Annotated in this window: 21 protein-coding genes; 11 read left to right on the forward strand and 10 right to left on the reverse strand. The window is 64.1% G+C overall.

Translation table 11 applies throughout. The features are described from left to right. The first annotated feature begins 101 nt into the window (after positions 1-101). The 3 genes from pxpB to KMZ68_RS13985 are packed head-to-tail and all read left to right on the forward strand — an operon-like array spanning position 102 to position 2,700. Positions 102-833 (forward strand): 5-oxoprolinase subunit PxpB, encoded by a 732-nt coding sequence (pxpB, locus tag KMZ68_RS13975; RefSeq protein WP_215611890.1) that lies wholly within the window; start codon positions 102-104, stop codon positions 831-833. Next, positions 830-1,882: a biotin-dependent carboxyltransferase family protein gene (locus KMZ68_RS13980; protein WP_215611891.1), complete on the forward strand. Its 1,053-nt coding sequence runs from the start codon at positions 830-832 to the stop codon at positions 1,880-1,882. The genes pxpB and KMZ68_RS13980 overlap by 4 nt, the downstream gene beginning before the upstream one ends. 47 nt (positions 1,883-1,929) lie before the next feature. Next, the gene (locus KMZ68_RS13985; protein WP_215611892.1) at positions 1,930-2,700 is read left to right on the forward strand and encodes a LamB/YcsF family protein; all 771 of its coding nucleotides are present in this window, start codon (positions 1,930-1,932) and stop codon (positions 2,698-2,700) included. A 9-nt stretch (positions 2,701-2,709) separates the two neighbouring features. On the opposite strand, the gene KMZ68_RS13990 is transcribed toward KMZ68_RS13985, so the two are convergent. The 5 genes from KMZ68_RS13990 to KMZ68_RS14010 all read right to left on the reverse strand — a co-directional run bounded on the left by KMZ68_RS13990 (position 2,710) and on the right by KMZ68_RS14010 (position 8,514). Beyond that, on the reverse strand, positions 2,710-2,862 hold the full coding sequence (locus tag KMZ68_RS13990; RefSeq protein WP_215611893.1) for a hypothetical protein: 153 nt from the start codon (positions 2,860-2,862) through the stop codon (positions 2,710-2,712). A gap of 178 nt (positions 2,863-3,040) precedes the next feature. Next, complete coding sequence (locus tag KMZ68_RS13995; protein ID WP_215611894.1) at positions 3,041-4,645, reverse strand: sulfite reductase subunit alpha; 1,605 nt, start codon at positions 4,643-4,645, stop codon at positions 3,041-3,043. After that, positions 4,642-6,423 carry a NirA family protein gene (locus KMZ68_RS14000; protein WP_215611895.1) on the reverse strand — a complete coding sequence of 594 codons (1,782 nt, stop codon included), beginning with the start codon at positions 6,421-6,423 and terminating at the stop codon, positions 4,642-4,644. The genes KMZ68_RS13995 and KMZ68_RS14000 overlap by 4 nt, the downstream gene beginning before the upstream one ends. 340 nt (positions 6,424-6,763) lie before the next feature. Further along, the gene (locus KMZ68_RS14005; RefSeq protein WP_215611896.1) at positions 6,764-7,927 is read right to left on the reverse strand and encodes a CmpA/NrtA family ABC transporter substrate-binding protein; all 1,164 of its coding nucleotides are present in this window, start codon (positions 7,925-7,927) and stop codon (positions 6,764-6,766) included. Next, a complete protein-coding gene (locus tag KMZ68_RS14010; RefSeq protein WP_215611897.1) occupies positions 7,924-8,514 on the reverse strand; it encodes an ANTAR domain-containing response regulator in 591 nt (196 codons plus the stop codon). Before KMZ68_RS14010 ends, KMZ68_RS14005 begins: the two co-directional genes overlap by 4 nt. Positions 8,515-8,626: 112 nt before the next feature. Here KMZ68_RS14010 and rimO point away from each other — a divergent pair, with 112 nt between their 5' ends. The 3 genes from rimO (at position 8,627) to KMZ68_RS14025 (ending at position 12,222) form a co-directional block, all read left to right on the forward strand. Beyond that, positions 8,627-9,952 carry a 30S ribosomal protein S12 methylthiotransferase RimO gene (rimO, locus tag KMZ68_RS14015; RefSeq protein WP_215611898.1) on the forward strand — a complete coding sequence of 442 codons (1,326 nt, stop codon included), beginning with the start codon at positions 8,627-8,629 and terminating at the stop codon, positions 9,950-9,952. A gap of 61 nt (positions 9,953-10,013) precedes the next feature. After that, complete coding sequence (locus tag KMZ68_RS14020) at positions 10,014-10,742, forward strand: hypothetical protein (protein WP_215611899.1); 729 nt, start codon at positions 10,014-10,016, stop codon at positions 10,740-10,742. 283 nt (positions 10,743-11,025) lie between these two features. Then, complete coding sequence (locus KMZ68_RS14025; RefSeq protein WP_215611900.1) at positions 11,026-12,222, forward strand: acetylornithine transaminase; 1,197 nt, start codon at positions 11,026-11,028, stop codon at positions 12,220-12,222. A gap of 63 nt (positions 12,223-12,285) precedes the next feature. On the opposite strand, the gene KMZ68_RS14030 is transcribed toward KMZ68_RS14025, so the two are convergent. From KMZ68_RS14030 to pcsA, 3 genes are all read right to left on the reverse strand, one after another. Beyond that, the gene (locus KMZ68_RS14030) at positions 12,286-13,260 is read right to left on the reverse strand and encodes a quinone oxidoreductase family protein (RefSeq protein WP_215611901.1); all 975 of its coding nucleotides are present in this window, start codon (positions 13,258-13,260) and stop codon (positions 12,286-12,288) included. Between the two features lie 89 nt (positions 13,261-13,349). Continuing rightward, complete coding sequence (locus KMZ68_RS14035) at positions 13,350-14,075, reverse strand: TerC family protein (protein WP_215611902.1); 726 nt, start codon at positions 14,073-14,075, stop codon at positions 13,350-13,352. Beyond that, a complete protein-coding gene (pcsA, locus tag KMZ68_RS14040; protein ID WP_215611903.1) occupies positions 14,072-14,806 on the reverse strand; it encodes a phosphatidylcholine synthase in 735 nt (244 codons plus the stop codon). Before pcsA ends, KMZ68_RS14035 begins: the two co-directional genes overlap by 4 nt. Positions 14,807-14,938: 132 nt before the next feature. Here pcsA and KMZ68_RS14045 point away from each other — a divergent pair, with 132 nt between their 5' ends. Further along, positions 14,939-16,135, forward strand: coding sequence for a UbiH/UbiF family hydroxylase (locus KMZ68_RS14045; protein WP_215611904.1), 1,197 nt, complete (start codon positions 14,939-14,941; stop codon positions 16,133-16,135). Between the two features lie 65 nt (positions 16,136-16,200). Here the strand turns inward: KMZ68_RS14045 and KMZ68_RS14050 are convergent, their stop codons facing one another. Beyond that, positions 16,201-17,154, reverse strand: a complete 954-nt coding sequence (locus tag KMZ68_RS14050) for an AEC family transporter (RefSeq protein WP_215611905.1) — start codon at positions 17,152-17,154, stop codon at positions 16,201-16,203. A 121-nt stretch (positions 17,155-17,275) separates the two neighbouring features. Here KMZ68_RS14050 and hspQ point away from each other — a divergent pair, with 121 nt between their 5' ends. Next, the gene (hspQ, locus tag KMZ68_RS14055) at positions 17,276-17,608 is read left to right on the forward strand and encodes a heat shock protein HspQ (protein ID WP_215611906.1); all 333 of its coding nucleotides are present in this window, start codon (positions 17,276-17,278) and stop codon (positions 17,606-17,608) included. A 97-nt stretch (positions 17,609-17,705) separates the two neighbouring features. On the opposite strand, the gene KMZ68_RS14060 is transcribed toward hspQ, so the two are convergent. Then, positions 17,706-18,515, reverse strand: coding sequence for an invasion associated locus B family protein (locus KMZ68_RS14060; protein WP_215611907.1), 810 nt, complete (start codon positions 18,513-18,515; stop codon positions 17,706-17,708). Between the two features lie 377 nt (positions 18,516-18,892). Between KMZ68_RS14060 and KMZ68_RS14065 the strand changes: the two genes are divergently transcribed. The 3 genes from KMZ68_RS14065 (at position 18,893) to KMZ68_RS14075 (ending at position 23,438) form a co-directional block, all read left to right on the forward strand. After that, positions 18,893-20,608, forward strand: a complete 1,716-nt coding sequence (locus tag KMZ68_RS14065; protein ID WP_215611908.1) for an extracellular solute-binding protein — start codon at positions 18,893-18,895, stop codon at positions 20,606-20,608. A gap of 4 nt (positions 20,609-20,612) precedes the next feature. Further along, positions 20,613-22,118 (forward strand): class I adenylate-forming enzyme family protein, encoded by a 1,506-nt coding sequence (locus tag KMZ68_RS14070; RefSeq protein ID WP_215611909.1) that lies wholly within the window; start codon positions 20,613-20,615, stop codon positions 22,116-22,118. Between the two features lie 87 nt (positions 22,119-22,205). Next, positions 22,206-23,438 carry a GGDEF domain-containing protein gene (locus KMZ68_RS14075; protein WP_215611910.1) on the forward strand — a complete coding sequence of 411 codons (1,233 nt, stop codon included), beginning with the start codon at positions 22,206-22,208 and terminating at the stop codon, positions 23,436-23,438. Positions 23,439-23,440 lie beyond the last annotated feature (2 nt).

The raw sequence follows: 23,440 nt of genomic DNA on the forward strand, positions 1-23,440 counted from the left end.
TGATTAATTTATTGAATTTGCAGGCCCATTTGCGCAAAGCGAATTCCACTTCGCCGCGAAACACGTTACAGCTTGGTGTCCGCCGATGAATTTGTGAGGCCATGGCCGCGACACTCTCCCCTCCCCGTATTTTGCCGAGTGGCGACAGCGCCATCACGGTCGAATTCAGCCGCAACATCGATGACGCCGCAAACCGGCGGGTGCTGGCGCTCGATCGCATTCTTGCGCGTGAACCGGTCGCCGGCGTGACCGAAACGGTACCCACCTATCGATCCCTGCTGGTGCATTACGATCCCCTGCAGATCGGCTTCGACGCGCTGAGCGAGAAGCTGGTTGTGCTGGCGCAACTGCCGGTTCCGCCGACGGCAAAAGCCCGGCGCTGGCGGATTCCCGTGGTTTACGGCGGCGAGCACGGCATCGACCTCGAGGACGTCGCCAAGGCGCTGAACACGACGCCGGACGAGATCGTGGCGCGGCACGTCGCCGGCGACTACCGCGTCGCCATGATCGGCTTCACGCCGGGCTGGTCCTATCTCAGCGGCCTCGATCCGTCGCTGCATCTGCCGCGGCGGCAGAACCCGCGCCTGCTGACGCCGGCCGGCACGGTCTCGATCGGCGGCGTGCAGACCGGCGTGCAGTGCCTGGCCGGTCCGAGCGGCTGGCACCTCCTGGGGCGGACGCCGGTCCGGACCTATCAGTTGCATCGCGATCCGATCTTTCTGCTGGAGCCCGGCGATCACGTGACGTTTTCGGCGATCGATGCGAAGACCTTCGCCGAGCAGGATCGCGCTGCTGAAGCCGGCGAAATCGTCGCCGAGTTGATCGCCGCATGAGCAAGCTCGTCATTTCAACGATCGGCCCTGCGAGTTCGGTGCAGGACGGCGGCCGCCACGGCACCCAGCGCTACGGCCTGACGCCGAGCGGCGCGATGGATATGCTCGCGCTGGCGGCAGCGAACGTTCTGGCCGGAAACCCGCCATTGGCCGCGGCGATCGAAATCGGTCCGTTCGGCGCGGCGTTCAAGGCGCGCGGCGGCGCGGTTCGCGTCGCGCTCGCCGGCGCCTCGCGTAACGCCGACATCTCCGGCCGCGCAGTCGCATTCAATACGTCGATGACGCTCGCGGACGGCGAGACGCTGACATTGGGCTTTGCACGCGGCGGCTCGTTCAGCTACCTCGCGATCGAGGGTGGCATTGCCGGCGAGCCGATGTTCGGCAGCCTCGCGGTCAACGCCCGGGCCGGCCTCGGCAGTCCCTATCCGCGGCCGCTGCAGGCCGGCGACGAATTGCAGACCGCGCCGGCAAGCGGCGCGGCCGAGCGGCGGCTCGATCTGCCTGCGGCGGCGGACGCGCCGATCCGGGTGGTGATGGGCCCGCAGGACGATGAGTTCGGCGACGCCACCAAATTGTTTCTCGACGGCGAATGGAAGATATCGGCGACCAGCGACCGCATGGGATACCGCCTGGAAGGCCCCGTGATCAAGCATCTGCACGGCCACAACATCGTCTCCGACGGCACCGTGAACGGCAGCATCCAGGTCCCGGGCAACGGCCAGCCGATCGTGCTGATGCCGGACCGCGGCACCAGCGGCGGCTATCCGAAGATCGCAACCGTCATCTCCGCCGATCTCGGGCGGTTCGCGCAGATTCCGGCGGGAAAGGTTTTCCGCTTCAAGGCCGTCAGCATGGCGGAAGCCCAGGCGGAACTGCGGAAATCCGCAGAATTGCTGCGCTCCCTGCCCGACCGGCTCCAGCCGATCGAAAATTTTGATCTCAACATCGAAGCCCTGCATGGTGCTAATGTCGCCGGCGCCGCCGTCAGCGCGGTCGATGCCGGCACCTGGCATGCGCCATCGGCTGCGGATGTCGAGGTTCCGGACTAGCCGGCGCACGACGAATTCAAGATCCACTCACGCGAAGCGGACACATCATGAAGACCATCGACCTGAATTGCGATCTCGGCGAAGGATTTGGCGCATGGGAAATGGGCAATGACGCCGCCATGATCGAACTGGCCACCTCGGTCAATATCGCCTGCGGCTTTCACGCCGGCGATGCCGATATCATGCGCAGGACGGTCGAACTTGCGAAAGCGCGCGGCGTCAGCATCGGCGCCCATCCCGGCTACCGCGACCTGCACGGCTTCGGCCGGCGGCCGATGGTCGGCCTGAAATCGTCGGAGATCGAAAACCTGGTCGCCTACCAGATCGGCGCGCTGCAGGCTATCGCGACTGCGGCCGGTCACAAGGTCACCCACGTCAAGGCGCATGGCGCGCTGTCCAATGTCGCCTGCGAGGACGACATGACCGCGAAGGCGATTGCCTCAGCCATCAAGGCGGTCGATCCCAATCTGGTCTTCGTGGTGCTCGCCAATTCGAAACTGGTGCAGGCCGGCGAAGCCGCCAACCTGCCGATGGTGCACGAAGTGTTCGCCGACCGCGCCTATGAAGACGACGGCTCGCTGGTGTCGCGCCGCAAGCCCGGCGCGGTGCTGCATGACGCCAAGGAAATCGCCGATCGCGTGGTGCGGATGGTGCAGGACGGCGCCGTGGTCTCGGTGACGGGCAAGGCGATCAAGATGCGCACCGACACGGTGTGCATTCACGGCGACACGCCCGGCGCCGTCGATATCGCGCGCGGCGTGAGGCAAGCGCTGAAGGCCGGGGGGATTGAAGTGGCGCCGTTCAAGAAGGCGAATTAGGGAGTTGCCCTAGAACGGGTGGACCGAGAGCGTACCCAACAGGATGCCGGCAATGACCGCGAAGGCGCCGTAGAGGGCGGTTGCGTGAAATCCGGTTCCGTTTCGCCTGGACAGCGAACGCGCGTAAAGGTGCAGGCGGGCTTCCGCCGATAGTTCGCGCATGGTCGATCTCCAACGCAGCATGAGGGCATAATGAAAGGCCGTTCGCTGCCGGATGCAAGACCGTCCCCGAAAATAGCGACGTGAACGCCTCGACAGACTCCGATTGCAGTCAAAAATTCTCTGCAGCGAATTCGGACGAGAATATTATTCGTTCGAATTGAATCGGTCTGGAACCCGATCAGTAGACATCCTGCTGGAACCGTCCCTTCTTCTTGAGATCGGCGACAAACTGCACCGCCTCGTCGGTCGAACGCGCGCCGAACTGCGCGACGATATCGACCAGCGCGCGTTCGACATCCTTCGCCATCCGCTTGGCGTCGCCGCAAATGTAGAGGTTCGCGCCGTCGGCGAGCCACGTCCACACCTCGCGGCCGAGTTCGCGCATGCGGTCCTGCACATAGAATCTCCTGTCGCCATCGCGCGACCACGCCAGCGACAACCGCGTCAGCACGCCCGAGGTCTTGAGGGCGTTGAGCTCGTCGGCATAGAAGAAATCGCAGTCGCTGCGCTGATGGCCGAAGAACAGCCAGTTCCTGCCAGGCGCGCCGGTCGCCTTGCGGTCGAGCAGGAAGGCGCGGAACGGTGCCACGCCGGTGCCCGGCCCGATCATGATGATCGGCGTATTCGGATCCCGCGGCAGTGCAAAGCCATGGGCCTTCTGCACATAGACCTTGACCTCGTCGCCGGGATTGATGCGTTCGGCGAGGAAGGTCGAAGCCAGGCCGAGGCGCTTGCGCTTGCCGATCACGTAGCGCACGCAGTCCACCGTCAGCGACAGTTTGCCGGGCGTCGCATTGTGCGACGAGGAGATCGAATAGAGCCGCGGCTGCAGCGGCTCCAGCGCCTCGACGAAGGCTTCGGGATGCGGACGGACGCCGGAAAATTTCTGCAACGCCGCCATCACGTCCAGCGTTGCGGCGTCGCCGTCGGGATCCTCGCCTTGCGCCAGCGCGCGCGCCTTTTCGCGCAGCGCGCCGCCGGCGATGAACGACAACAGCTCGAACAGGCTGTCGGGGGCCGGCGCCAGCGAGACGTCGTCGATCAATACCTCGCGCAGCGTCCTGCCTCTCACCTTGGTGGTATGGGACGCGCCGAGCAGGGCAATGATCTGATCGACATGGCCGACATCGTTGCGGGCAAAGATGCCGAAGGAATCGCCGACGACATAATCGAGACCGGCGCCCGAGAGGTCGAAATCGATATGCCAGGTCTCTTTTTCCGAGCCGGGCTTGTTGAGCAGCCGCCGCGAGACGAAGGTCGCGGTCACCGGATTGTCCCGCGAACGGCCGGGCTCCGCCGCGACGGCCGGCGCAGCTGCCGCGGGCGCGGCCGCCAGACCCGTTGAGGCCGGCGCCTTCTCCAGTTCCTCATGCAGCGTCTTCAGCATCCGAGCGGTTTCCTTGCCGCCGGGGACACAGAGGTTGAGACGCGCTTCCGTCTTGCCCGCGATCGCTTCCGAATAGTCATGGCAGTTGTAGCCGCACTGGCCGCAATCCTGCTGTGCCATCGCTGCCATCATCCGCCGCCGCAACGGTCGGCCTGCGGCGAGCTTCATGCGGTCCGAAATCGGCATGGTCTGGTCATGCCAGGGCGCCTCGCCGTCATCGCCGTCGCCGGCAGGGCCTTGCAGAACGGCGGCGCCCTGCTCCGCCGACAGCGCCGTCGGGCCCTCGGTCGACAACAGCCCGGCAAAGAAGCCGTTGAGCCAGGAACGCTGCGCTTCGGAAAACGGTGCGCTCGACGGAATGATCTCGATCTTCGGAGGCGGTGTCATCTGGTTCATGTGGAAGCCTCGGCAAGCTTGCGCAGCGTCTCGCCGTCGTGGCGGCGCGCGAATGTCAGGAAGGTTTCGTCAGGTGAGGCGCGATGCGCGAGATAGGCTTTCAACAGCTTCTCGACCGTCTTCGGCGCATCCTCCGCCTTGAGGTCGTGATAGACCTCATGCCCGACATCCGCATTCGGACCGAACCCGCCGCCGGCGAACAGATGATAGCCCTCGACGGTGTCGTCCTCCTCGCCCACCGGCACCTTGGCGGCGATCAGGCCGATGTCGCTGATGTAATGCTGCGCACAGGAATGGTGGCAGCCGGTGAGATGGATGTTGAGCGGGGTATCGAGTTCGACCCGCGGTTCGCACCAGTCGCCGATCGCAGCCGCGTGCCGCTTGGTGTCGGACGCCGCGAACTTGCAACCGGCGTTGCCGGTGCAGGCGATCAGTCCGGCGCGGATTTGCGAGGCCTCGACCGCCAACCCGATCTTCTTGATCGCGGCGACCGCGAGTTCGACGTTGTCGTCGCGCACGCCGGAGATCAAGAGGTTCTGCCAGACCGTGAGGCGGATATCGCCGTCGCCGAGATCCTGCGCGATTTTCGCAAGGCCCCGCATCTGCTCGCAGGTCACCTTGCCGAGCGGCAGGGCGACGCCGATCCAGTTCAGGCCGGCCTGCTTCTGTTTGTGCGTGCCGATATGGGCCATGCGGTCGAAAGCCGGGCGTGGCGCCAGCGCCTCCGGCGGCACCCGCGTGAAGGCGTAGCCGAGCCTTTCCTCGACCAGGTCAAGGAACTTCTCCATGCCGATGCTGTCGATAACGTATTTCAACCGCGCCTTGAGCCGGTTGGTGCGGTCGCCGAGATCGATGAAGACGCGGACGATGGCGTCGGCGACCTTGGTCGCATCATCAGGCTTGACGATGATGCCGGTCTCCTTGGCAAAATCCTTGTGGCCGGTGATGCCGCCGATCCCGAGCCGGAACCAGACCCCGGGCTCGGCGCCGAAACCATCCCTCACCTCGGCCGCGGCGAACGCGATGTCGTTGGTGTCTTCGAGGACCGCGATCCTGCCGGCGCCGTCGAAGGCGACGTTGAATTTGCGCGGCAACCCGGTCAGCGAGCGGTCGTTGAGGATATGGTAGTGCCATTCGCGGGCATACTCGCGGGTGTCCAGTAATTCCTGCGGATCGATGCCGGCGGTCGGCGTGCCCGTGACGTTGCGGATGTTGTCGGCGCCGGAGCCGCGCGAGCACAGGCCGAGGTCCTGGATGCCCTCGATCAGGGCCACGGCATTCTTCGGCGGAATTTCCCGCACCTGCAGGTTGGCGCGGGTGGTGACATTACAGAACGGCCCGCACAGCGGTTCGATCAGGTCGGCCAAGCCTGAAAACTGCCAATGCTTGAGGATGCCGTTCGGGATCCTCAAGCGGCACATGTAGGAATCCTGCGCCGGCGCGACATAGAACAGGCCGTAATAGCGCCAGCGGAAATTATCCGCCGTCGACGGCGGCGCGTTGGTGCGCGCCTGCTCCTTCAGCCGCGAATAGGCGTCGAACGGATGCTCCTCGCGCTTGAATTTCTCCGGGTCGGCCAGTTTCTTGCCGGACGCGATGACCTTGTCCTGCGCCTTGAAATGCGCGGCGTCGGGTCCGATCGGATGGCTCGTGGTCTTGCCGGCGGCCGCGGCGCCGAGGCCTCGCCCGACCCGGCTGATCTGCAGGCCCGTCGTGAACCCTTCGAGATAGCGCTTCTGCTCGTCGGTAAAGTCGAATGAGAGACTTTCGATTTTCATGGTGCGCGACGAAACTCCTGCGGCCACGACTGGTGGCATTCAACGGAAAGGGAATACGACCCGCTCAAACCAAAGGAAGCGGTCCGCCCAGCTTCGTTGCAGCGGAAATCCATCTTGGACGTAGGCCAGCGGCATCTGCGACGGCCGGCCGCACTGCAACATTCAAGTTGCGTGCCACGCCGATATCAATAAAAAGTTTATCTCTTTCAATTGGTTATGTTTTTGAGTGGGAACTCGATGGGCGGACGCCACCGCCAATTTCAAGCAAATTGCCTAGGAATTAGCCACTCTAGGTAGCTGCCCAACGATTGTCCAAGGGATTTCCGTCAGGGCTTCGGTGTCAGGCCTTCCAGTGTCCGATCTTGAAGGCCGCCAAATGGCCGGCAATGTCGTTGGCGTCGAACGCCGGGCCGGCGAACGCGCCGATGGCGTCGGGAGCCCGGGCGGTCGCCTCCCGCCCCAGCGCTGCGTCATACAGATCGGGCCGGAACACCGCCATGGCGGTCTTGAGCGCCTCGGGGCTGATCGTGGTCTGCCCCCACCGCACCATCTGGGCGTAGAGCCAGGCGGCCTGCACCGGGTCGGGCCGCGCCGCGCCTTCCCGTCCCACCAGCAGATAGCGGCTGCTTTCGCGCATGGTTCCATCGGGTGAAATCTTGAGGCGGCCATCCAGCGTCCGCCGGATCACCTCGGCATCGATCCCGATCCGCTCCGGCGCGCCGAGGATTCGCGCCGCCTCGGCGCGGTTCTGCGGCTGCTCGATGAAGTCGGCGGCGCGATCATGCGCCCGCACCAGCGCGGCCAGTACTTGCGGATTCTTCTCCGACCAGTCCTGTCTGACGGCCAGCACCTTCTCCACCGCATGCACCAGAATGTCGGCGACGAAATGCAGGATATGGCCGACGCCGAGGTCGACGGCGACCGAGTTCCAGGGCGCGCCGACGCAGAAGGCGTCGACATGGCCGTTGGCGAGACTGTCCACCATATAGGGCGGCGGCAGCACCACGAGGCGAACGTCCTCATCCGGATCGACGCCGCCGGCCGCCATCCAGAACCGCAGCTGATAATTGTGGGTCGAGAACGGAAAGGTCATGCCGAAGGTCAGCGGCTCGGCGCCGCTCCTGCGCCGCGCCGCCACCACGCGGGACAGCGCCAGCGCCGTCGCCATCGGATCGAACGGATCGCCTTCGATCTCGCCCATGATCGCCGTATGCAGCGCCGGCGATACCGTGATCGCGTTGCCGTTGATGCCGAGATTGAAGGGCGCCACGATCGGCACCTTGACGTGCCCGAGCCCGAGGCTGGAGGCGATCGCGACCGGCGCCAGCAGATGTGCTGCATCGAATATGCCGATGTTGAGCTTGTCGCGAACGTTCGACCACGACACCTCGCGGACCAGCGTCACATCGAGTCCCTCCGCGGCGGCGAAACCCTTGTCGACGGCGACGATCAGGGCCGCGGCGTCGGCCAGCGGGATGAAGCCTATGCGCAGCGGTGTGGTCATTTCAGCATCTCCGAAGCGGTCAGGATCGACTGCGCGATCTCGCCGATTTTCTTTTTCTCGCGCATCGCGGTGGAGCGCAGCAGGACGTAGGCCTCGTCTTCGGTGAGCCCCTTCAGCTTCATCAGGATGCCCTTGGCGCGATCGATCACCTTGCGGTCCTCGAGTGCGGATTTGGCGCGATCGAGTTCGCCCTGCAGCTTGGAAAAGGCGTTGAAGCGGGAGATGCAGAGATCGAGGATCGGCTTGATGCGCTCCTTCTTCAGCCCATCGACAATATAGGCGGAGACGCCGGCATCGACGGACGCCTGGATCGAGGCGGCATCGCTCTGGTCGACGAACATCGCGATCGGCCGGCGCACGGCCCGGCTGACCTGGAACATCTGTTCCAGAACGTCGCGGCTGGGGTTTTCGAGGTCGATCAGGATGACGTCGGGATCGAGCGAATAGATCCGGGCCAGCAGATTGTGCATCTCGCTGATGTGAGTGACGCCGATAAAGCCCGCTTCCCGCAGCCCCTCCTCGAGGATGGCCGCGCGGATCGGGCTTTCGTCGACAATGACGATCTTAGGAGACGACTCGGCGCCCATCGGTCACTCGCATTCCGGCAAAACACCTCTTACCACGCTCCAGCCTGCCTCAAAGTCTTGTAATTGTGGACAATTGGGACTAGCTCCTGCCCATCAATCAGGCAAATCAAACATGCAACAGGCCGCCGCGCCCAAAGTCAGCTTTGTTTCCTTGGGTTGCCCCAAGGCGCTGGTGGATTCCGAGCGGATCATCACCCGGCTGCGCGCCGAGGGCTATGAGCTGGCGCGCAAGCATGACGGCGCCGATCTCGTGATCGTCAACACCTGCGGCTTTCTCGACAGCGCCAAGCAGGAATCGCTGGGCGCCATCGGCGAAGCCATGGCCGAGAACGGCAAGGTGATCGTCACCGGCTGCATGGGCGCGGAACCCGAGCAGATCGAGGCCGCCTATCCCGGCGTGCTGTCGATATCGGGGCCTCAGCAATATGAGAGCGTGCTCGCCGCCGTGCACCGCGCGCTGCCGCCGGTGCACAATCCCCACCTCGACCTGGTGCCGCCGCAGGGCATCAAGCTGACGCCGCGGCACTACGCCTATCTGAAGATTTCCGAAGGCTGCAACAACCGCTGCAGCTTCTGCATCATCCCGAAGTTGCGTGGCGACCTGGTGTCGCGGCCGGCAGGTGACGTGCTGCGCGAGGCGGAAAAGCTGGTTAGCGCCGGCGTCAAGGAGTTGCTGGTTATTTCGCAGGATACCTCGGCCTACGGCGTCGACATGAAGTATGCCGCCAGTCCGTGGAAAGACCGCGAGGTCCGCGCCAAATTCTTCGACCTCGCGAAAGAGCTCGGCGAGCTCGACGCCTGGGTCCGGCTGCAATATGTCTACCCCTACCCGCATGTCGACGAGGTCATCGGCCTGATGACCGAAGGCAAGGTGCTGCCCTATCTCGACATTCCCTTCCAGCACGCGAGCCCGGAAATCCTCAAAGCGATGAAGCGCCCGGCGGCGCACGACAAGACGCTGGCGCGGATCAAGAACTGGCGCGAGCAGTGCCCCGATCTCACCTTGCGCTCGACCTTCATCGTGGGTTTTCCCGGCGAGACCGATTCCGATTTCGCCTATCTGCTCAACTGGCTGGAGGAAGCCGAGATCGATCGCGCCGGCTGCTTCAAATATGAGCCGGTCGCCGGCGCCTCGTCGAACGCGCTTGCCAATGCCGTGCCCGAAGAGATCAAGCAGGAACGCTGGAACGCGCTGATGGCGCGGCAGCAGAAGATCTCCGCACGCCGTTTGAAGCGCAAGGTCGGCACGCGGCAGCAGGTCATCATCGACGAGGTCGGTCCGACAGTGGCCAAAGGCCGTTCCAAAGCCGACGCCCCGCAGATCGACGGCGCGGTCTATTTGTCGAGCCGTCGCCCGCTGAAGGTCGGCGAAATCGTCACCGCGAAGATCGAACGCTCGGACGAATACGATCTCCACGGCAGCGTCGCGGGGTTCTGACGCACTTGCTGCGCACGGCCCGGCGCGGGACGGTCTCAAGTGGATCGATCTGGTAACCTAGATGTCTGATGACAAGGATCCGATTTCCAGAGTTGAAGAAGCTTTCGGGGAAGCTGGCCTGATAGGCTGGCAGTTTGCAGCCGACGGTGATTGGGATGGAGCGGAGCGTATTTTCTTTGAGCATTCACCGGATCGGGCTGCAGTACGGATCCAGCGCTGGCTCGACCAACAGGCGACCAACAATATTGCTTTCGAGGCCCTGTTTGAATTCGCCAGCAGTGAGCGGTTTTTCTTTGGCGTTCGCATTACTCATTTACAGCCAGAAGCAAAATCAAAGGCCATTCAGGCCCTTTTGACCGGTTGTCCAAAAGGAAGCCCTCTTCGCCACGTTGTTCAGCAAGCACGCGACGTCCTTGGCGAACGGCAGCTTGTCCGCGATACACCTGATTATCTTGAACTAGGCGTGTTTGATGTTTGGAACAAAGTTAAGCCACTTGTCGTCTGGAAGAAAAACGAGAAGTTGGGAGAAGCCACGGCGATCCTTTTGCCTAATGAGATAAGAAACAAGACGCAGAAGCCGGACGCCGGATTTTCTCCCCTTCACGAGCCGCAGGCTCAACCGCTGATGCTCGAGGCGTGTTGGAAAGAGGGTGACGAAAGCCGTTGCGGGTTTTCTTGTTGGGTTGGCTTGCCTGTGGGTGATCTTGATGGAACTTCGAAAACGCATACACTTTCCAACAATCGATACCTTTCGGCGTCGGCTACGTTCATCGGAAGCAACCCTCCTTGATATTTGAACTGGGCACCCTCGCCCCATCGTCAGGTTGTTGACTTGGCTAAGGCTCTTGACAGCCCGCGCCCTTCGGCTGTATGGCGGCGTCATGATGTTGAACCGGACCATCCGCCGCGCAGCTTTCCGTCGTCGCTCTGTCGACGATGATGGGTCGCGCCGTGTCCGACGACAACGCTGAACAGATAGATCAGCAACGTTTTCGAGAAGGCCGCACCCTGAAAAGTGCGGCCTTCTTGCGTTTCGGCCCGCTTCCTCAACCTCAACCCGCAAGGAATTCGACATGAACATCGCCACCCATCCGTTTGATGCGCTGATGGAAATCACCGCGCGGCCGCCGACCGTTTTCGTCCGCGGCGAAGGCTCCTATCTGTGGGACGACAGCGGCAAGCGCTATCTCGACTTCATCCAGGGCTGGGCGGTCAATTGTCTCGGCCACTCGCCGCCTAAGGTCGCCGAAGCGCTGGCCGCGCAGGCCAAACTGCTGCTGACGCCGAGCCCGGCATTCTACAACGGCCCCAGCCTCCAGCTCGCCAAGGCGCTCACCGAGCACAGCTGCTTCGATCAGGTGTTCTTCGCCAATTCGGGCGCGGAAGCCAACGAGGGCGCGATCAAGCTCGCCCGCAAGTACGGCGCCCTGCACAGAGGCGGCGCTTACGAGATCATCACCTTCGAAGGCGGTTTTCACGGCCGCACGCTCGCGACCATGTCGGCATCCGGCAAGAAGGCGTTCGAGCCGCTGTTCGAGCCGAAGGTCTCCGGCTTCCCGAAGGCGAAGCTGAACGACCTCGACTCGGTGAAGCGGCTGATCTCGGACAAGACCGTCGGCGTGATGCTGGAGCCGATCCAGGGCGAAGCCGGCGTCTGGCCGGCGACCGATCAATTCCTCCGGGAGTTGCGGGCGCTGACCAAGGAGCACGGCCTGCTGCTGATATCAGACGAAATCCAGACCGGCATGGGCCGCACCGGCAAGCTGTTTCACTATGAGCATGCCGGCATCACACCCGACATCATGACGCTGGGCAAAGGTATCGGCGGCGGCGTGCCGCTGGCGGCCTTGCTGGCGACCGACAAAGCTTCCTGTTTCGAGCATGGCGACCAGGGCGGCACGTTCAACGGCAATCCCTTGATGTGCGCGGCTGGGCTCGCCGTTCTGGCCGAGGTCAGCAAACCGGACTTCCTGAAATCGGCCGCCGATGCCGGATTGTTTCTGGAGAGCGAGTTGCAGCGGATCTCCGCCCGGCACGGCCTCGGCGAGGTCCGCGGCCGCGGACTGTTGCTGGCGCTCGACCTGAAGCACCCGATCGGCGCCTCCATTGTTGCGGAAGCGCGGGCTGACAGCGTGCTGCTGAACTCGCCGCAGCCCGACGCGCTGCGTTTCATGCCGGCGCTCAATGTCACGCGCGAGGAGATCGCCCTGATGATCGATTGTCTGGACGAGATCCTGACCAGAATGGGCGCGGCGCGGCGGGTGGCGTAGTTCGAAGTCTCGCGTCATTCCGGGTCTGGTGCTAGCGCACCAGCCCGGAATGACAGTGCCCTTCTACGGCTTCAGGATCGACGCGCCGGTCGTGGCCCGGCTCTCCAGGTCGATATGTGCTTTCGCCGCATCCTTCAGCGCATAGGCGTGGTTGATCGGCACGTGCAGCTTGCCGTTGATAACGGCCGAGAACAATGTGTCGGCGCCTTCCAGCAGGTCCGAGCGCTTGGCGATGTAGTCGTTGAGCTTCGGCCGGGTCGCAAACAGCGAGCCGTGATTGTTGAGTTCGGCAATCGCGAATGGCGGCACCGGGCCCGACGCATTGCCGAAGCTCACGAACAGGCCGCGCGGCTTGAGGCAGGACAGCGAACCCGGAAAGGTGGTCTTGCCGACCCCGTCGTACACGACGTCGCAAAGCTCGTTGCGGCTGATCTGCTTCACCCGCGCGACGAAATCCTCTTCATTGTAGAGGATGACATGATCGCAGCCATTGGCGAGGGCAAGATCGGCCTTGGCCCTGGAGCCGACAGTGCCGATGACATGCGCGCCCATCGCCCTCGCCCATTGGCACGCGAGCAGGCCGATGCCGCCGGCAGCGGCGTGGATCAGCACCCGATGGTGCGGCTCGACCTGGAATGTCTTGTGCAGCAGATACCAGACCGTCAGACCCTTGAGCATCAGGACGGCGCCCTGCTCGTAGGTGATATGGTCGGGCAGCTTGACCAGCTTGTCCCAGGGGATGTTGCGCTCGGTGGCGTAACCGCCGAGATTGAAATAATAGGCGACGCGATCGCCGGGATGGAAATTGGTCACGCCGGACCCAACTGCCAGAACCTCGCCGGCGGCTTCATTGCCGGCGATGAATGGCAGCCCCGGCGCCTTGTAGAGGCCGGTGCGGTAATACACGTCGATGAAGTTCAGACCCACGGCATGCTGGCGGATGCGGACTTCGCCGGGTCCCGGCGCAGCCACGTCCACGGCTTCGTAGACTAGGGCTTCCGGGCCCCCTACCTTGTGCACGCGCACGGCCATGGTCATCTCAGGCTCTCCTTCATTTCTTAGCACTCAAGCGATAGCCATCGAGGCCGCGTTGTCAACTCGAGGCGAGAGGGAGCATCGCCGACGGGCTATTTGACGGCCTTCTTGCGGTTGCGCTTGGCGAGCACGTTGAAGGCTTCGACCGCCGCCGAAAACAACATGGCAAAATAGATGTAACCGCGCGGGATATGAAACTGGAATCCATCCGCCACCAGCGCGACGCCGATCAGCACCAGAAACGCCAGCGCCAGCATTTTCGTGGTCGGATGCTCCGCCACGAACCGCGCGACCGGGTTAGCCGATACATACATGATGATTACGGCGATGATGACCGCGGCGATCATGATCTCGAGATCCTGCGCCATGCCGATCGCGGTGATGATGGAGTCCAGCGAGAACACCAAGTCGATGATGATGATCTGGACGATCACCCAGAAGAACGCGCTGGCCGTCGGCGTGCCACCGTCCTCGTGGTCGCGCGCCTCCACTTCGCCGTGGATCTCGTGGGTCGCCTTCGCGATCAGGAACAGCCCGCCGCCGATCAGGATGATGTCGCGCCACGAAAACCCGATATCCCTCACGGTGAGGACGGGCTGCGTCAAACCAATCAGCCACACCAGAACGCTGAGCAGCAGGATGCGGAACACCAGCGCCAGCGCAAGCCCGATCTGCCGCGCGCGCTTCGCCTGCAGTTCGGGAAGGCGCGAGACGATCACCGACAGGAAGATGACATTGTCGATGCCGAGCACGATTTCAAGCGCCGTCAGGGTCAACAGCGCCGCCCAGGCTTCCGGACTGGTTAACAATTCGATCATGCTTTGAAGGACCTCACGATACGGATGGCAGCGTCGCTCGCCACGATATAGATGGCGATCGCGCAGAGTCCGATGGTTACGGGCGCACTGACGGCGAAATCGCTGGCCAGCGCGACAATCGCGAGCACGGCCCAGATCCCGATCAGCGACAAGGTCAGCCCTCGCATTCGCACGACGCGGAAGGGATGCAGCACGTTGAAGGGCACGAAGGTCAGCACGATGAGGGCCGCGACCAGGAGGCTCGACAGCCACGGCCGCAGATGCAGCAGAAACAGATAGAACGCCGCCGCATTCCACAGCGCCGGGAAACCGCGGAAATGATTGTCCGACGTCTTCATGCGGCGATCCGCGAAATAGAGCGCGCCCGATATGGCTACGCCGGCGCCCAGGATCGGCGCGGCCAGCGGCAACAGCAGGCCGCTTGCGGTGATCGCATAGGCCGGCACGAAAACATAGGTGACGAAATCGACCACGAGATCGAGCACCTCGCCCGACCAGTTCGGCTGCACGCGCACGACATCCATCCGGCGCGCGATCGGGCCATCGAGCGCATCGACCACCAGCGCGAGCCCGAGCCAGGCGAACATCGCCGCCCAGTGCTCGCGCACTGCCTCCAGCAATGCGATCAGGGCAATGCCCGCTCCCATCGCCGTGAAGACATGCACGGAAAATGCAGCCGCCCGCGTGGCCGGCGATGCCGGTGGAGAAATTGGCTGGTTCGACTGGTCCATCGGACCGCACTGCTATCAGGAATCGCTGTGATTTGCACATCCATGCTTGCGGCGTTCGGTCGCGCAAATCGCCGGAACATTTACTCCATGATGTGCCTTGAAAATGCTGCCGGGAACGTCAATTGTCCCGGTATGAATGATGGATCCGGTACCTACGACGTCGTCGTGATCGGCGGCGGCCCTGCGGGGCTCGCGGCGGCGGTCGCGCTGGCGGAGACCGGCGCGAACACGGCCCTGGTGGCCCGCCGCGTCCCCTATGCCGACAATCGCACCACGGCGCTGTTGGGCGGCTCCATCGATCTGCTCGAACAGCTGGAAGTCTGGCCTCGCTGCAAGAACAAGGCGGCGGCCCTGCATGTGATGCGGCTGGTCGACGATACCGGCCGGCTGATCCGGGCCCCGGAGGTCCGGTTCTCCTGCGACGAAATCGGTCTCGAGGTGTTCGGCTACAACATCGAGAACCGCGCGCTGATGATCGCCTTGGAGGAACGCGCCGCCGAGCTTCCCGGTCTGACCCGGTTCGACGATGAAGCTGATGCGATCGACCCTGGCGACGCCGTTGTTGCGATCCGGTTGCACAACGGAAATTCGCTAGCGGCCCGCCTCGTCGTCGGCGCCGACGGGCGGCAATCGCTGTGCCGGGAAGCCGCCCACATCGAGGTTACGCGCCGCAATCTGAATCAGGCCGCATTGACTTTCAATATCAGCCATTCGCGGCCGCATCGAAATATCTCCACGGAGTTTCACACCCCGCATGGCCCGTGCGTATTCGTGCCGCTGCCGGGCGACCGCAGCAGTGTGGTGTGGGTCACCGCACCGAAGGAGGCCGAACGGCTGAGGGCGCTGAGCGATGACGAACTGTCGGAGGCCGCGGAACGGCAATCGCATTCCATTCTCGGCCGCATCGCGGTCGAACCGGGACGGTACGTGTTTCCGCTAGGCATCGAGCAGCCCCGGCAATTCGCCAAGGCCCGTATCGTGCTGGTCGGCGAAGCCGCGCATGTGATCCCGCCGATCGGTGCGCAGGGCCTGAACATGGGTCTGCGCGACGCCGCCGACATCGCCGATATCGTGCGGGAGGCGATGACGTCAGGCGAAGATCCCGGCGCGCCGCAGGTGCTCACGCGCTACGACTCAGCCCGGCGCACCGATGTGACCAGCCGCACTTTCGCGATCGATCTGGCGAACCGTTCGTTGCTCAGCGATTTCCTGCCCGTGCAGTCGCTGCGCGCGGCCGGAATGCATCTGATCGGCTCGGTCGGCCCGCTCCGCCGTCTCGCCATGCGCGAGGGCCTGGCGCCGTCGTGGCGGTCATCCAGGCACAGTTAGAAGTTTTTTTGTTTGACGCGTTTTCTTTGCGCGAACCGGTACCCACTTCGCTCGAAAACGCTATCTCACGGAAACGCAAGCCGACCGATCTGAATGAACCACATCACGCTGGTGAGCGTGACGACCGACGCGAAGGTTCCAATCAATACGGCGACGGACGCGGGCTCGACCCAGGTATCGTGCTGCCGGGAAATGACGAACACATTCAGCGCCGGCGGCAGCGCCGCCATCAGCACCGCGGTCGCCGCCCAGGGCTGCGCGAAGGGGCCGAACAGCAGCATCAATCCGAAAACGACCAGCGGATGGACCAGGAGCTTGACCGCGATGACACCGGGGACTTCCCACGGCATGCGTTCGAACGGGCGCAGCGCGACCGTCACGCCGAGCACGAACAGCGCCACTGGCGCAGCGGCGTTCTGCAGAAACAGTAACGTATTGTCGATCGCGACCGGCGGATGAATATGGAGCCCAGCCGCGAGCGCCCCGGCGACCGCCGACATGATCAGCGGATTCAGGACGATCTGTCGGACCACCTGGCCGAGCGTGTGCAGCAGTGACTGGTGTTCGCGATCGGTGAGCGCGATCAAGAGCGGCACGATTGAAAACAGGAAGATGCTGTCGCAGCAGAAGATCAACGCGGTCGGCGCCGCGGCCTTGGCGCCGAGCACGGCCAGCGCCAGGCCCGGGCCCATATAGCCGATATTGCCGTAGCCGCCCGACAGCCCCGCCAGCGTCGCCTCACGCAACGACAGCCGGCCGATCCCGCGACCCACCGCCATGGCAATGGCGAAGGCGCTCATGGTGCCGAGGGTGGTCGCGATCAGGAACGGCGGATTGTTGAGTTCGGCAAACGGCGTCTTTGCCATGATTCCAAACAGCAGCGCCGGCAGCGAAACATAGAGCAGGAAGAAGTTCATCCACGCCAGGCCGCCCTCGGGAATCGCCTTGGCCTTGCCGCAGGCGAACCCGATGAAAATCAAGCCGAAATACGGTAACGCGAGATTGAGAATGTCGATCATCAGGTGGCGTCTTTTTCAGCATGGTTGGCCCCGATCGGCACCCTGAACGGACCGGCACGGCAAAGGTTAATTCGCCCGTTGCCTCTAGCATCGGCCACAATCATGGTCTATTCGACGAGCTATGATAAAAGCGCGGACCGCCAAGTTTCAGATCGGACAGATCGTCCGTCACCGGATCTTTTCGTTCCGGGGCGTGATCTTCGATATCGATCCGGTATTCAACAATACCGAGGAATGGTGGCTGTCGATCCCCGAGGAAGTACGTCCGAGCAAGGATCAGCCCTTCTATCACCTGCTCGCCGAGAATTCTGAATCGGAATACGTCGCCTACGTTTCCGAGCAGAACCTGCTGCCCGACGAGTCGGGCGAGCCGATCCGGCATTCGCAGGTCGCCGAGATTTTCGTGAAGGACAAATCGGGCGGCTATCGCCCGCGCAATTCGTCGCTGAACTAGCGCCGCCGCCAGTTGTTGCCCATTAAAGTTGTTACCCATCAAAAAAAGGCGCCCGATCCGGGCGCCTTTTTGCTGGTCGACAGGACCGCCCTGCCTGTTACTTCGCAGCCGGATTGGCCGCGGGCGTGCCGGCGGGCGGGTTGGCCTCGAGCTTCTTGCGCGCTTCCTCGGCGCGCTTCTGCAGCTCTTCCTGCAGCTTCTTCTGGGTTTCCTCGAACACCTTCGGGTCGGTCGGCGGGCCGTCAAAGGCCTTGGCGAATTCGCCAGCCAGCGGCAGCGGCAAGGTGAGCGGCGCGCCGTTGGAGTTGATCGCCTGAACCACCAGATTCTGCCCCTTCTTCATGCTGGCAATCAATTCCGGCGATGCCTCGTAATCCGACATGCAACCATTCTGGAAGCAAATGACGTAGGGGCTCTGCAGCGGGGCATTGGTGTCGACGATCACACGCGTTCCGTGAACGAGCTGCATGCCGAGCGGAAGCGTGACACGCAGGATCTTCTTCGGCTCGCCTTCCGGCTCGATGATGACGGCGGCGATCACGGGCTGGCCGGATTCGATACGTCCGTCCTTGCCGGTGAAGCAGACCTGCTTGGCGCCGGCATCCTGGCCCTTCAGGCAGAATTTGGTCCACGGCGCATAGATCAGCTGAACCTGCTGGTCGGCGGGCTGTGCAGCGCCTGCCGGCGGGGCGGCGGGTGCCTGCTGGGCCTGCGGAGCCGGGGCTGGCGCCTTCGGCGCAGCCTTCGGTGCGGCCTTGGGCGCCGCCTTGGGGGCTCCGGGGGCCGGAGCCGGCTGCTGGGCCTGGGCGCCGGGAGCCAGCAACGAGGCGGACAGTGCGGTCGCCGCGAGCAGGGCGATAACCCGCCCACGCGGCCAAACCGTCGCGGCCAAGATACGGAAATTCATTGCGGAAAACCCTTTCTGAACGGAGACGGCCGAAACCGCTGCAGGTACCGACACCTAGCCGTTGGGGCGGCTGTCTCTGTGCCAATTGAGGCGGATACGTGACAGGCCCTGCCGTCTTGGTCAATTGCCCGCCTTCAATACAGCGGCGGGCGAAAAGATCAATGCCGACAGGCATATTTGCCACCTGCCGGGACCGGATGCGGCCGCTATGGTAAAATGCGCCTGTGACCAATATCGAATCAAAATCGAGCGCTGCGTTGCGAATTTCCCGGTGCTCGCGCGTTCGTGCCTGCCTCTGTGCTTTCCTCACCCTGTTTGGCGGCTTCCTGCTCGCGGCCGATGACCCGCTCCGGGCAGAGCCGAGCCATGCCATCGCCATGCACGGCGCCCCTGCCCTGCCGGCCAATTTCGTCCACATGCCCTATGCCAATCCCGAAGCGCCGAAGGGCGGCCGCCTGGTGTGGGGGATGCTCGGTGCCTTCGACAGCCTCAACCCGCTGATCGTGAGGGGCCTTGCCGTGCAGCAGATCAGGGGGTTCGTGGTCGAAAGCCTGATGGCGCGGGGCAATGACGAGGCCTTCACGCTGTACGGCCTGCTCGCCAAAAGCGTGGAGACGGACGACAGCCGAAGCTATGTCACCTTCCATCTCGATCCCAGAGCGCGCTTCTCCGACGGTCAGCCGGTGCGGGCCGAGGACGTGCTGTTTTCGTGGGCCCTGCTGCGCGACAAGGGGCGTCCCAATCATCGCCAGTATTATTCGAAAGTCGCCAGGGCCGAAGCGCCGGATACGCTGACCGTGCGGTTCGACCTCGCAGGCGCCAACGACCGCGAGCTGCCGCTGATCCTCGGCCTGATGCCGGTGCTACCCAAGCACGCCGTCGACATCGCGACCTTCGAGGAAACCTCGATGGCGGCGCCGATCGGCTCGGGCCCCTATCGCGTCACGGCGGTCAAACCCGGTGCCAGCGTCACGCTGACGCGCAATCCCGACTATTGGGGCCGCGACGTGCCGGCCAACCGCGGCCTGTGGAATTTCGACGAGATCAGGCTCGACTTCTATCGCGAGGCCAACGGCCAGTTCGAAGCGTTCAAGCGCGGCCTCTATGATTTCCGGGTCGAGACCGAGCCGCTGCGCTGGCACGACGGATATGACTTTGCCGCAGCCCGCAGTGGCGAGGTGATCCGCGATGCGATCAAGACCGGAATGCCGCAGCCGTCCGAATTCCTGGTGTTCAACACCCGGCGTCCGGTATTTTCCGACATCCGCGTGCGCCGGGCGCTGACGCTGCTGTTCGATTTCGAATGGATCAACCGCAATTACTTTTTCGGGCTCTATGGGCGCTCGGCGAGCTTCTATGCCGGCTCCGAACTGTCGGCCTACGGCCGTCCCGCCGACGGGCGCGAGCGGGAACTGCTGAAACCTTTCGCGTCGCACATGCCGCCGGATATCCTCGATGGCAGCTACCGCCTTCCCGTCACCGACGGTTCGGGCCGCGACCGCGCCACGCTGCGCAGCGCGCTGACGCTGTTGTCGGAGGCCGGCTACGATCTCGACGGCACGGTGCTGCGGCAGCGTTCGACCAAGGCTCCCCTCACCTTCGAAATCCTGGTGACGACGCGCGACCAGGAACGGATCGCGCTGGCCTATCAGCGCGATCTCAAGCGCGCCGGCATCGAGGCCTCGGTGCGTGCGGTCGACGCCGTTCAGTTCGACCAGCGCCGTCTCGGCTTCGACTTCGACATGCTCCAGAACCGCTGGGATCAATCGTTGTCGCCCGGCAACGAGCAGTCGTTCTACTGGGGCAGCGAGGCCGCCGGAATTCAAGGCACGCGAAACTACATGGGCGCTAGGGACCCCGCCATCGACGTCCTGATCGCGGCATTGCTCGAGGCGCGCGAGCATCCCGGCTTCGTCTCGGCGGTGCGGGCGCTGGACCGAACCCTGATGTCCGGCTTCTACGCGATTCCGCTGTTTAACGTTCAAGAGCAATGGATCGCGCGGTGGAATCGGATAGAACGGCCAAAGGCTACCGCGCTGACGGGTTACCTCCCGGAGACCTGGTGGCAGAAGCCGGCCCCGCAAGCGAAGTGATCCCGTGATCCAGACCAACGCATCGCCGACGCTCGACGTCTTGTTCAAGCGGATCCTGGCGCGCAAGCCGGACGCGCCGGCGCTGCTCGATCCCGTCAACAAGCCGCGCGTCACCGGCCAGCCGCCGAAACGCCTGACCTTCGCCGAGGCCGACCGGGCGATAACGGCGCTGGCGGCGCATTTCATCGAATCCGGATTGCCGTCCAATTCCGTGATCGCGGTGCAATTGCCGAACACGGTCGAGTTCGCGCTGACGGTGCTTGCCGCGCATCGCGCCGGCCTGGTGGTGGCATTGTTTCCGCTGCTGTGGCGGCAGGCGGAACTGACCGTCGCGCTCAATCGCACCGGGGCGCGTGCGATCGTGACGTCAAGCAGGATCGACGGAGTGGTTCACGCCGATCTCGCCATGAACGCCGCGGCCGAGGCCTTCTCGATCCGCCACGTCTGCGGCTTCGGCACCGACCTGCCCGAAGGCATGGCCTCGCTCGATCTGGCAATGTCGAATGGCTCCACCACGTCGCGCGCGGTCGTGCAGGACGGCCGCAAGGCGGCGGTGATCTCCTTCGACGTGACCTCGGACGGCTTTCGCCCGGTGCCGCGCACGCATCTCAATCTGATCGCCGGCGGCCTCGCATTGTCGCTCGAAAGCGACGTGCCGCAGGGCGCGACGATCATGTCGGCATTCGCGCCGTCGTCGTTTGCGGGCCTGACCTCGTCGCTGGTGATCTGGCTGTTGTCGGGCGGAACGCTGGCGCTGCATCATCCCTACGACGGCGACGCGCTCGAACAGCAGATCGTCGAGCATTGCTGCGATACCCTGGTGGCGCCCGCGCAACTGGCGTTGCGGCTGGCCGAGATCGACATGGCGTCGCGGCTGCCGGCCTTGCGCAATGTGATCGGCCTGTGGCGCGCGCCGGAACAGGTCGCATCGAGTCCGGCCTGGACACCGCAACACGCCGCGCTGACCGACGTCTATCTGTTCGGTGAAGCCGGATTGTTCGGGGCGCGCCGAACCGCGGCCGATGGCTCGCCCGCGGCGATCCTGCCGGGGCCGCATAGCGCTCCGCGGGAGGTTCCGGGCTCGTCGATTTCAGGCGAGATCTTTCTGACGCCGCGGGGAACGCTGGCCCTGCGCGGACCGATGATATCCCCGTCGGCTTACGCGCCGCCGCCGCCGTCGAGTGACTCTTTGATTGCGCAGCCGCCGCGCGATTACGTCGATACCGACTACGCCGCTCGGCTCGACCGTTCGACCGGCACGATCTGCATTACTGCGCCGCCCTCGGGCACCATGGCGGTCGGCGGCTACCGGTTCTTGTCGCAGGACCTGCAGGAGTGGGCCCGGCGGCTCGGCCAGGGCGCGCTATTGACCGCGTTGCCCGACCGGCTCAGCGGTCACCGGCTTGCCGGACGCGCCCAGGACAATGCCCGCGCCCGCGAGGCGCTTGCCGAACTCGGCCTTAACCCGTTGATGGTGGAAGCGTTTCGCGATCGGGCAAGTCAGGCTTGATAGAAATCCGGGGGCTCCGTTGACGCGGCATTAAGACCGCCCAACTAGGATTCTGCGCTCATCCCAGAGCGCCGATCCGAGTATCAGATGTCCCAGCAAGGCCCGATCATCGTCGTATCGACCGCCGGGCGGCCGCCGTTCGCGAGCGCGCTGGACGATGCCAGGATTTTCCCGGTCATCGATACCGGCCTGGCCGATGCCGCACGCGCAGTCGAACAGATGCACCCGGCCGCGGTTCTGGTTGCGACGTCCGCGACCGCCGAACCCGGTTTCGACGCGCTGGCCAAACGGATCGCCCTGCTGCAGCCATATCTGCCGCTGATCGCGGTCGATCCCACGACGCGCCTGCCGGAAACCGCCCTGCCTTTCTCGCAGACGGGCGGCAATTACGACCGCCTGATCGCGCGACTACGGGCCAGCTTGCGGGTGCGGACATTGCACATCACGGTCATGCGCAGGCTCGACGGCGCGCCGCTGGCGCGAACCGCGCTGCCCGACTTCGATCCCACCCGCGACGCCACCGTGCTCCTGATCGGCCGCGGCGCCGCTTACCCCGCGCTTTCAGTATCGCTCGGCGAGCGGATGGGGGTGGTCGGCGCGCTCTCGATCGAAGCCGCGGCGAAGCATCTCAACACCCGCGACATCGACGGCATCGTGCTCGGCGAAGGCTTTACCCCGCGCGTTGAAGACGCGTTCCTCACGGTACTGGCCGAGGATGCGCGCTTCCGCAGCCTGCCGGTCGTGGTGACGTCGGAGGGACTGGCGCCGGACTATGAGCTGCCCAATCTCGAAATCATATCCGGCGAACCCGCGTATATTGCCGCCAATGCGCTGCCGCTGATCCGTCAGCATGCCTTCGAGGCCCATCTGACCCGAACCCTCAAATCGATCGACGCCGAGGGCCTGCTCGATCCGCGGACCGGCCTCTTGACGCCGGAAGCGTTCAGCCGCGACTTCGCGACATCGGTCTACCAAACGCTGTCGCGCGGCGGCGGATTGTCGGTGGCGCGCTTCGCCTTCGATCCCGCCCACCCCCGCGCCCAGCTCGATGGCGCTCGGATACTGAGCCGGCTGATGCGGCAGATGGATTTCGGCGCCACCCAGCCGGACGGATCGGTCATCGTGGCTTTCGCCGATACCGATCTGCGCACCGCCCACATGATCGCGCGGCGGCTTTCCAGCGTGATGCGCCATACCAGCTACGGCAAACGCGACCCGCGATCGGAGCCGGCCGTGACGGTCGCGAGCCTGATGCCGAACGATTCGGCCAAGTCGTTGCTGACGCGGCTCTACGAGCAAGCGCGTCGCGCCGCGTCCTGAAC

Source organism: Bradyrhizobium sediminis (assembly GCF_018736105.1).
In the GTDB taxonomy this organism is placed as follows: Bacteria; Pseudomonadota; Alphaproteobacteria; order Rhizobiales; family Xanthobacteraceae; genus Bradyrhizobium.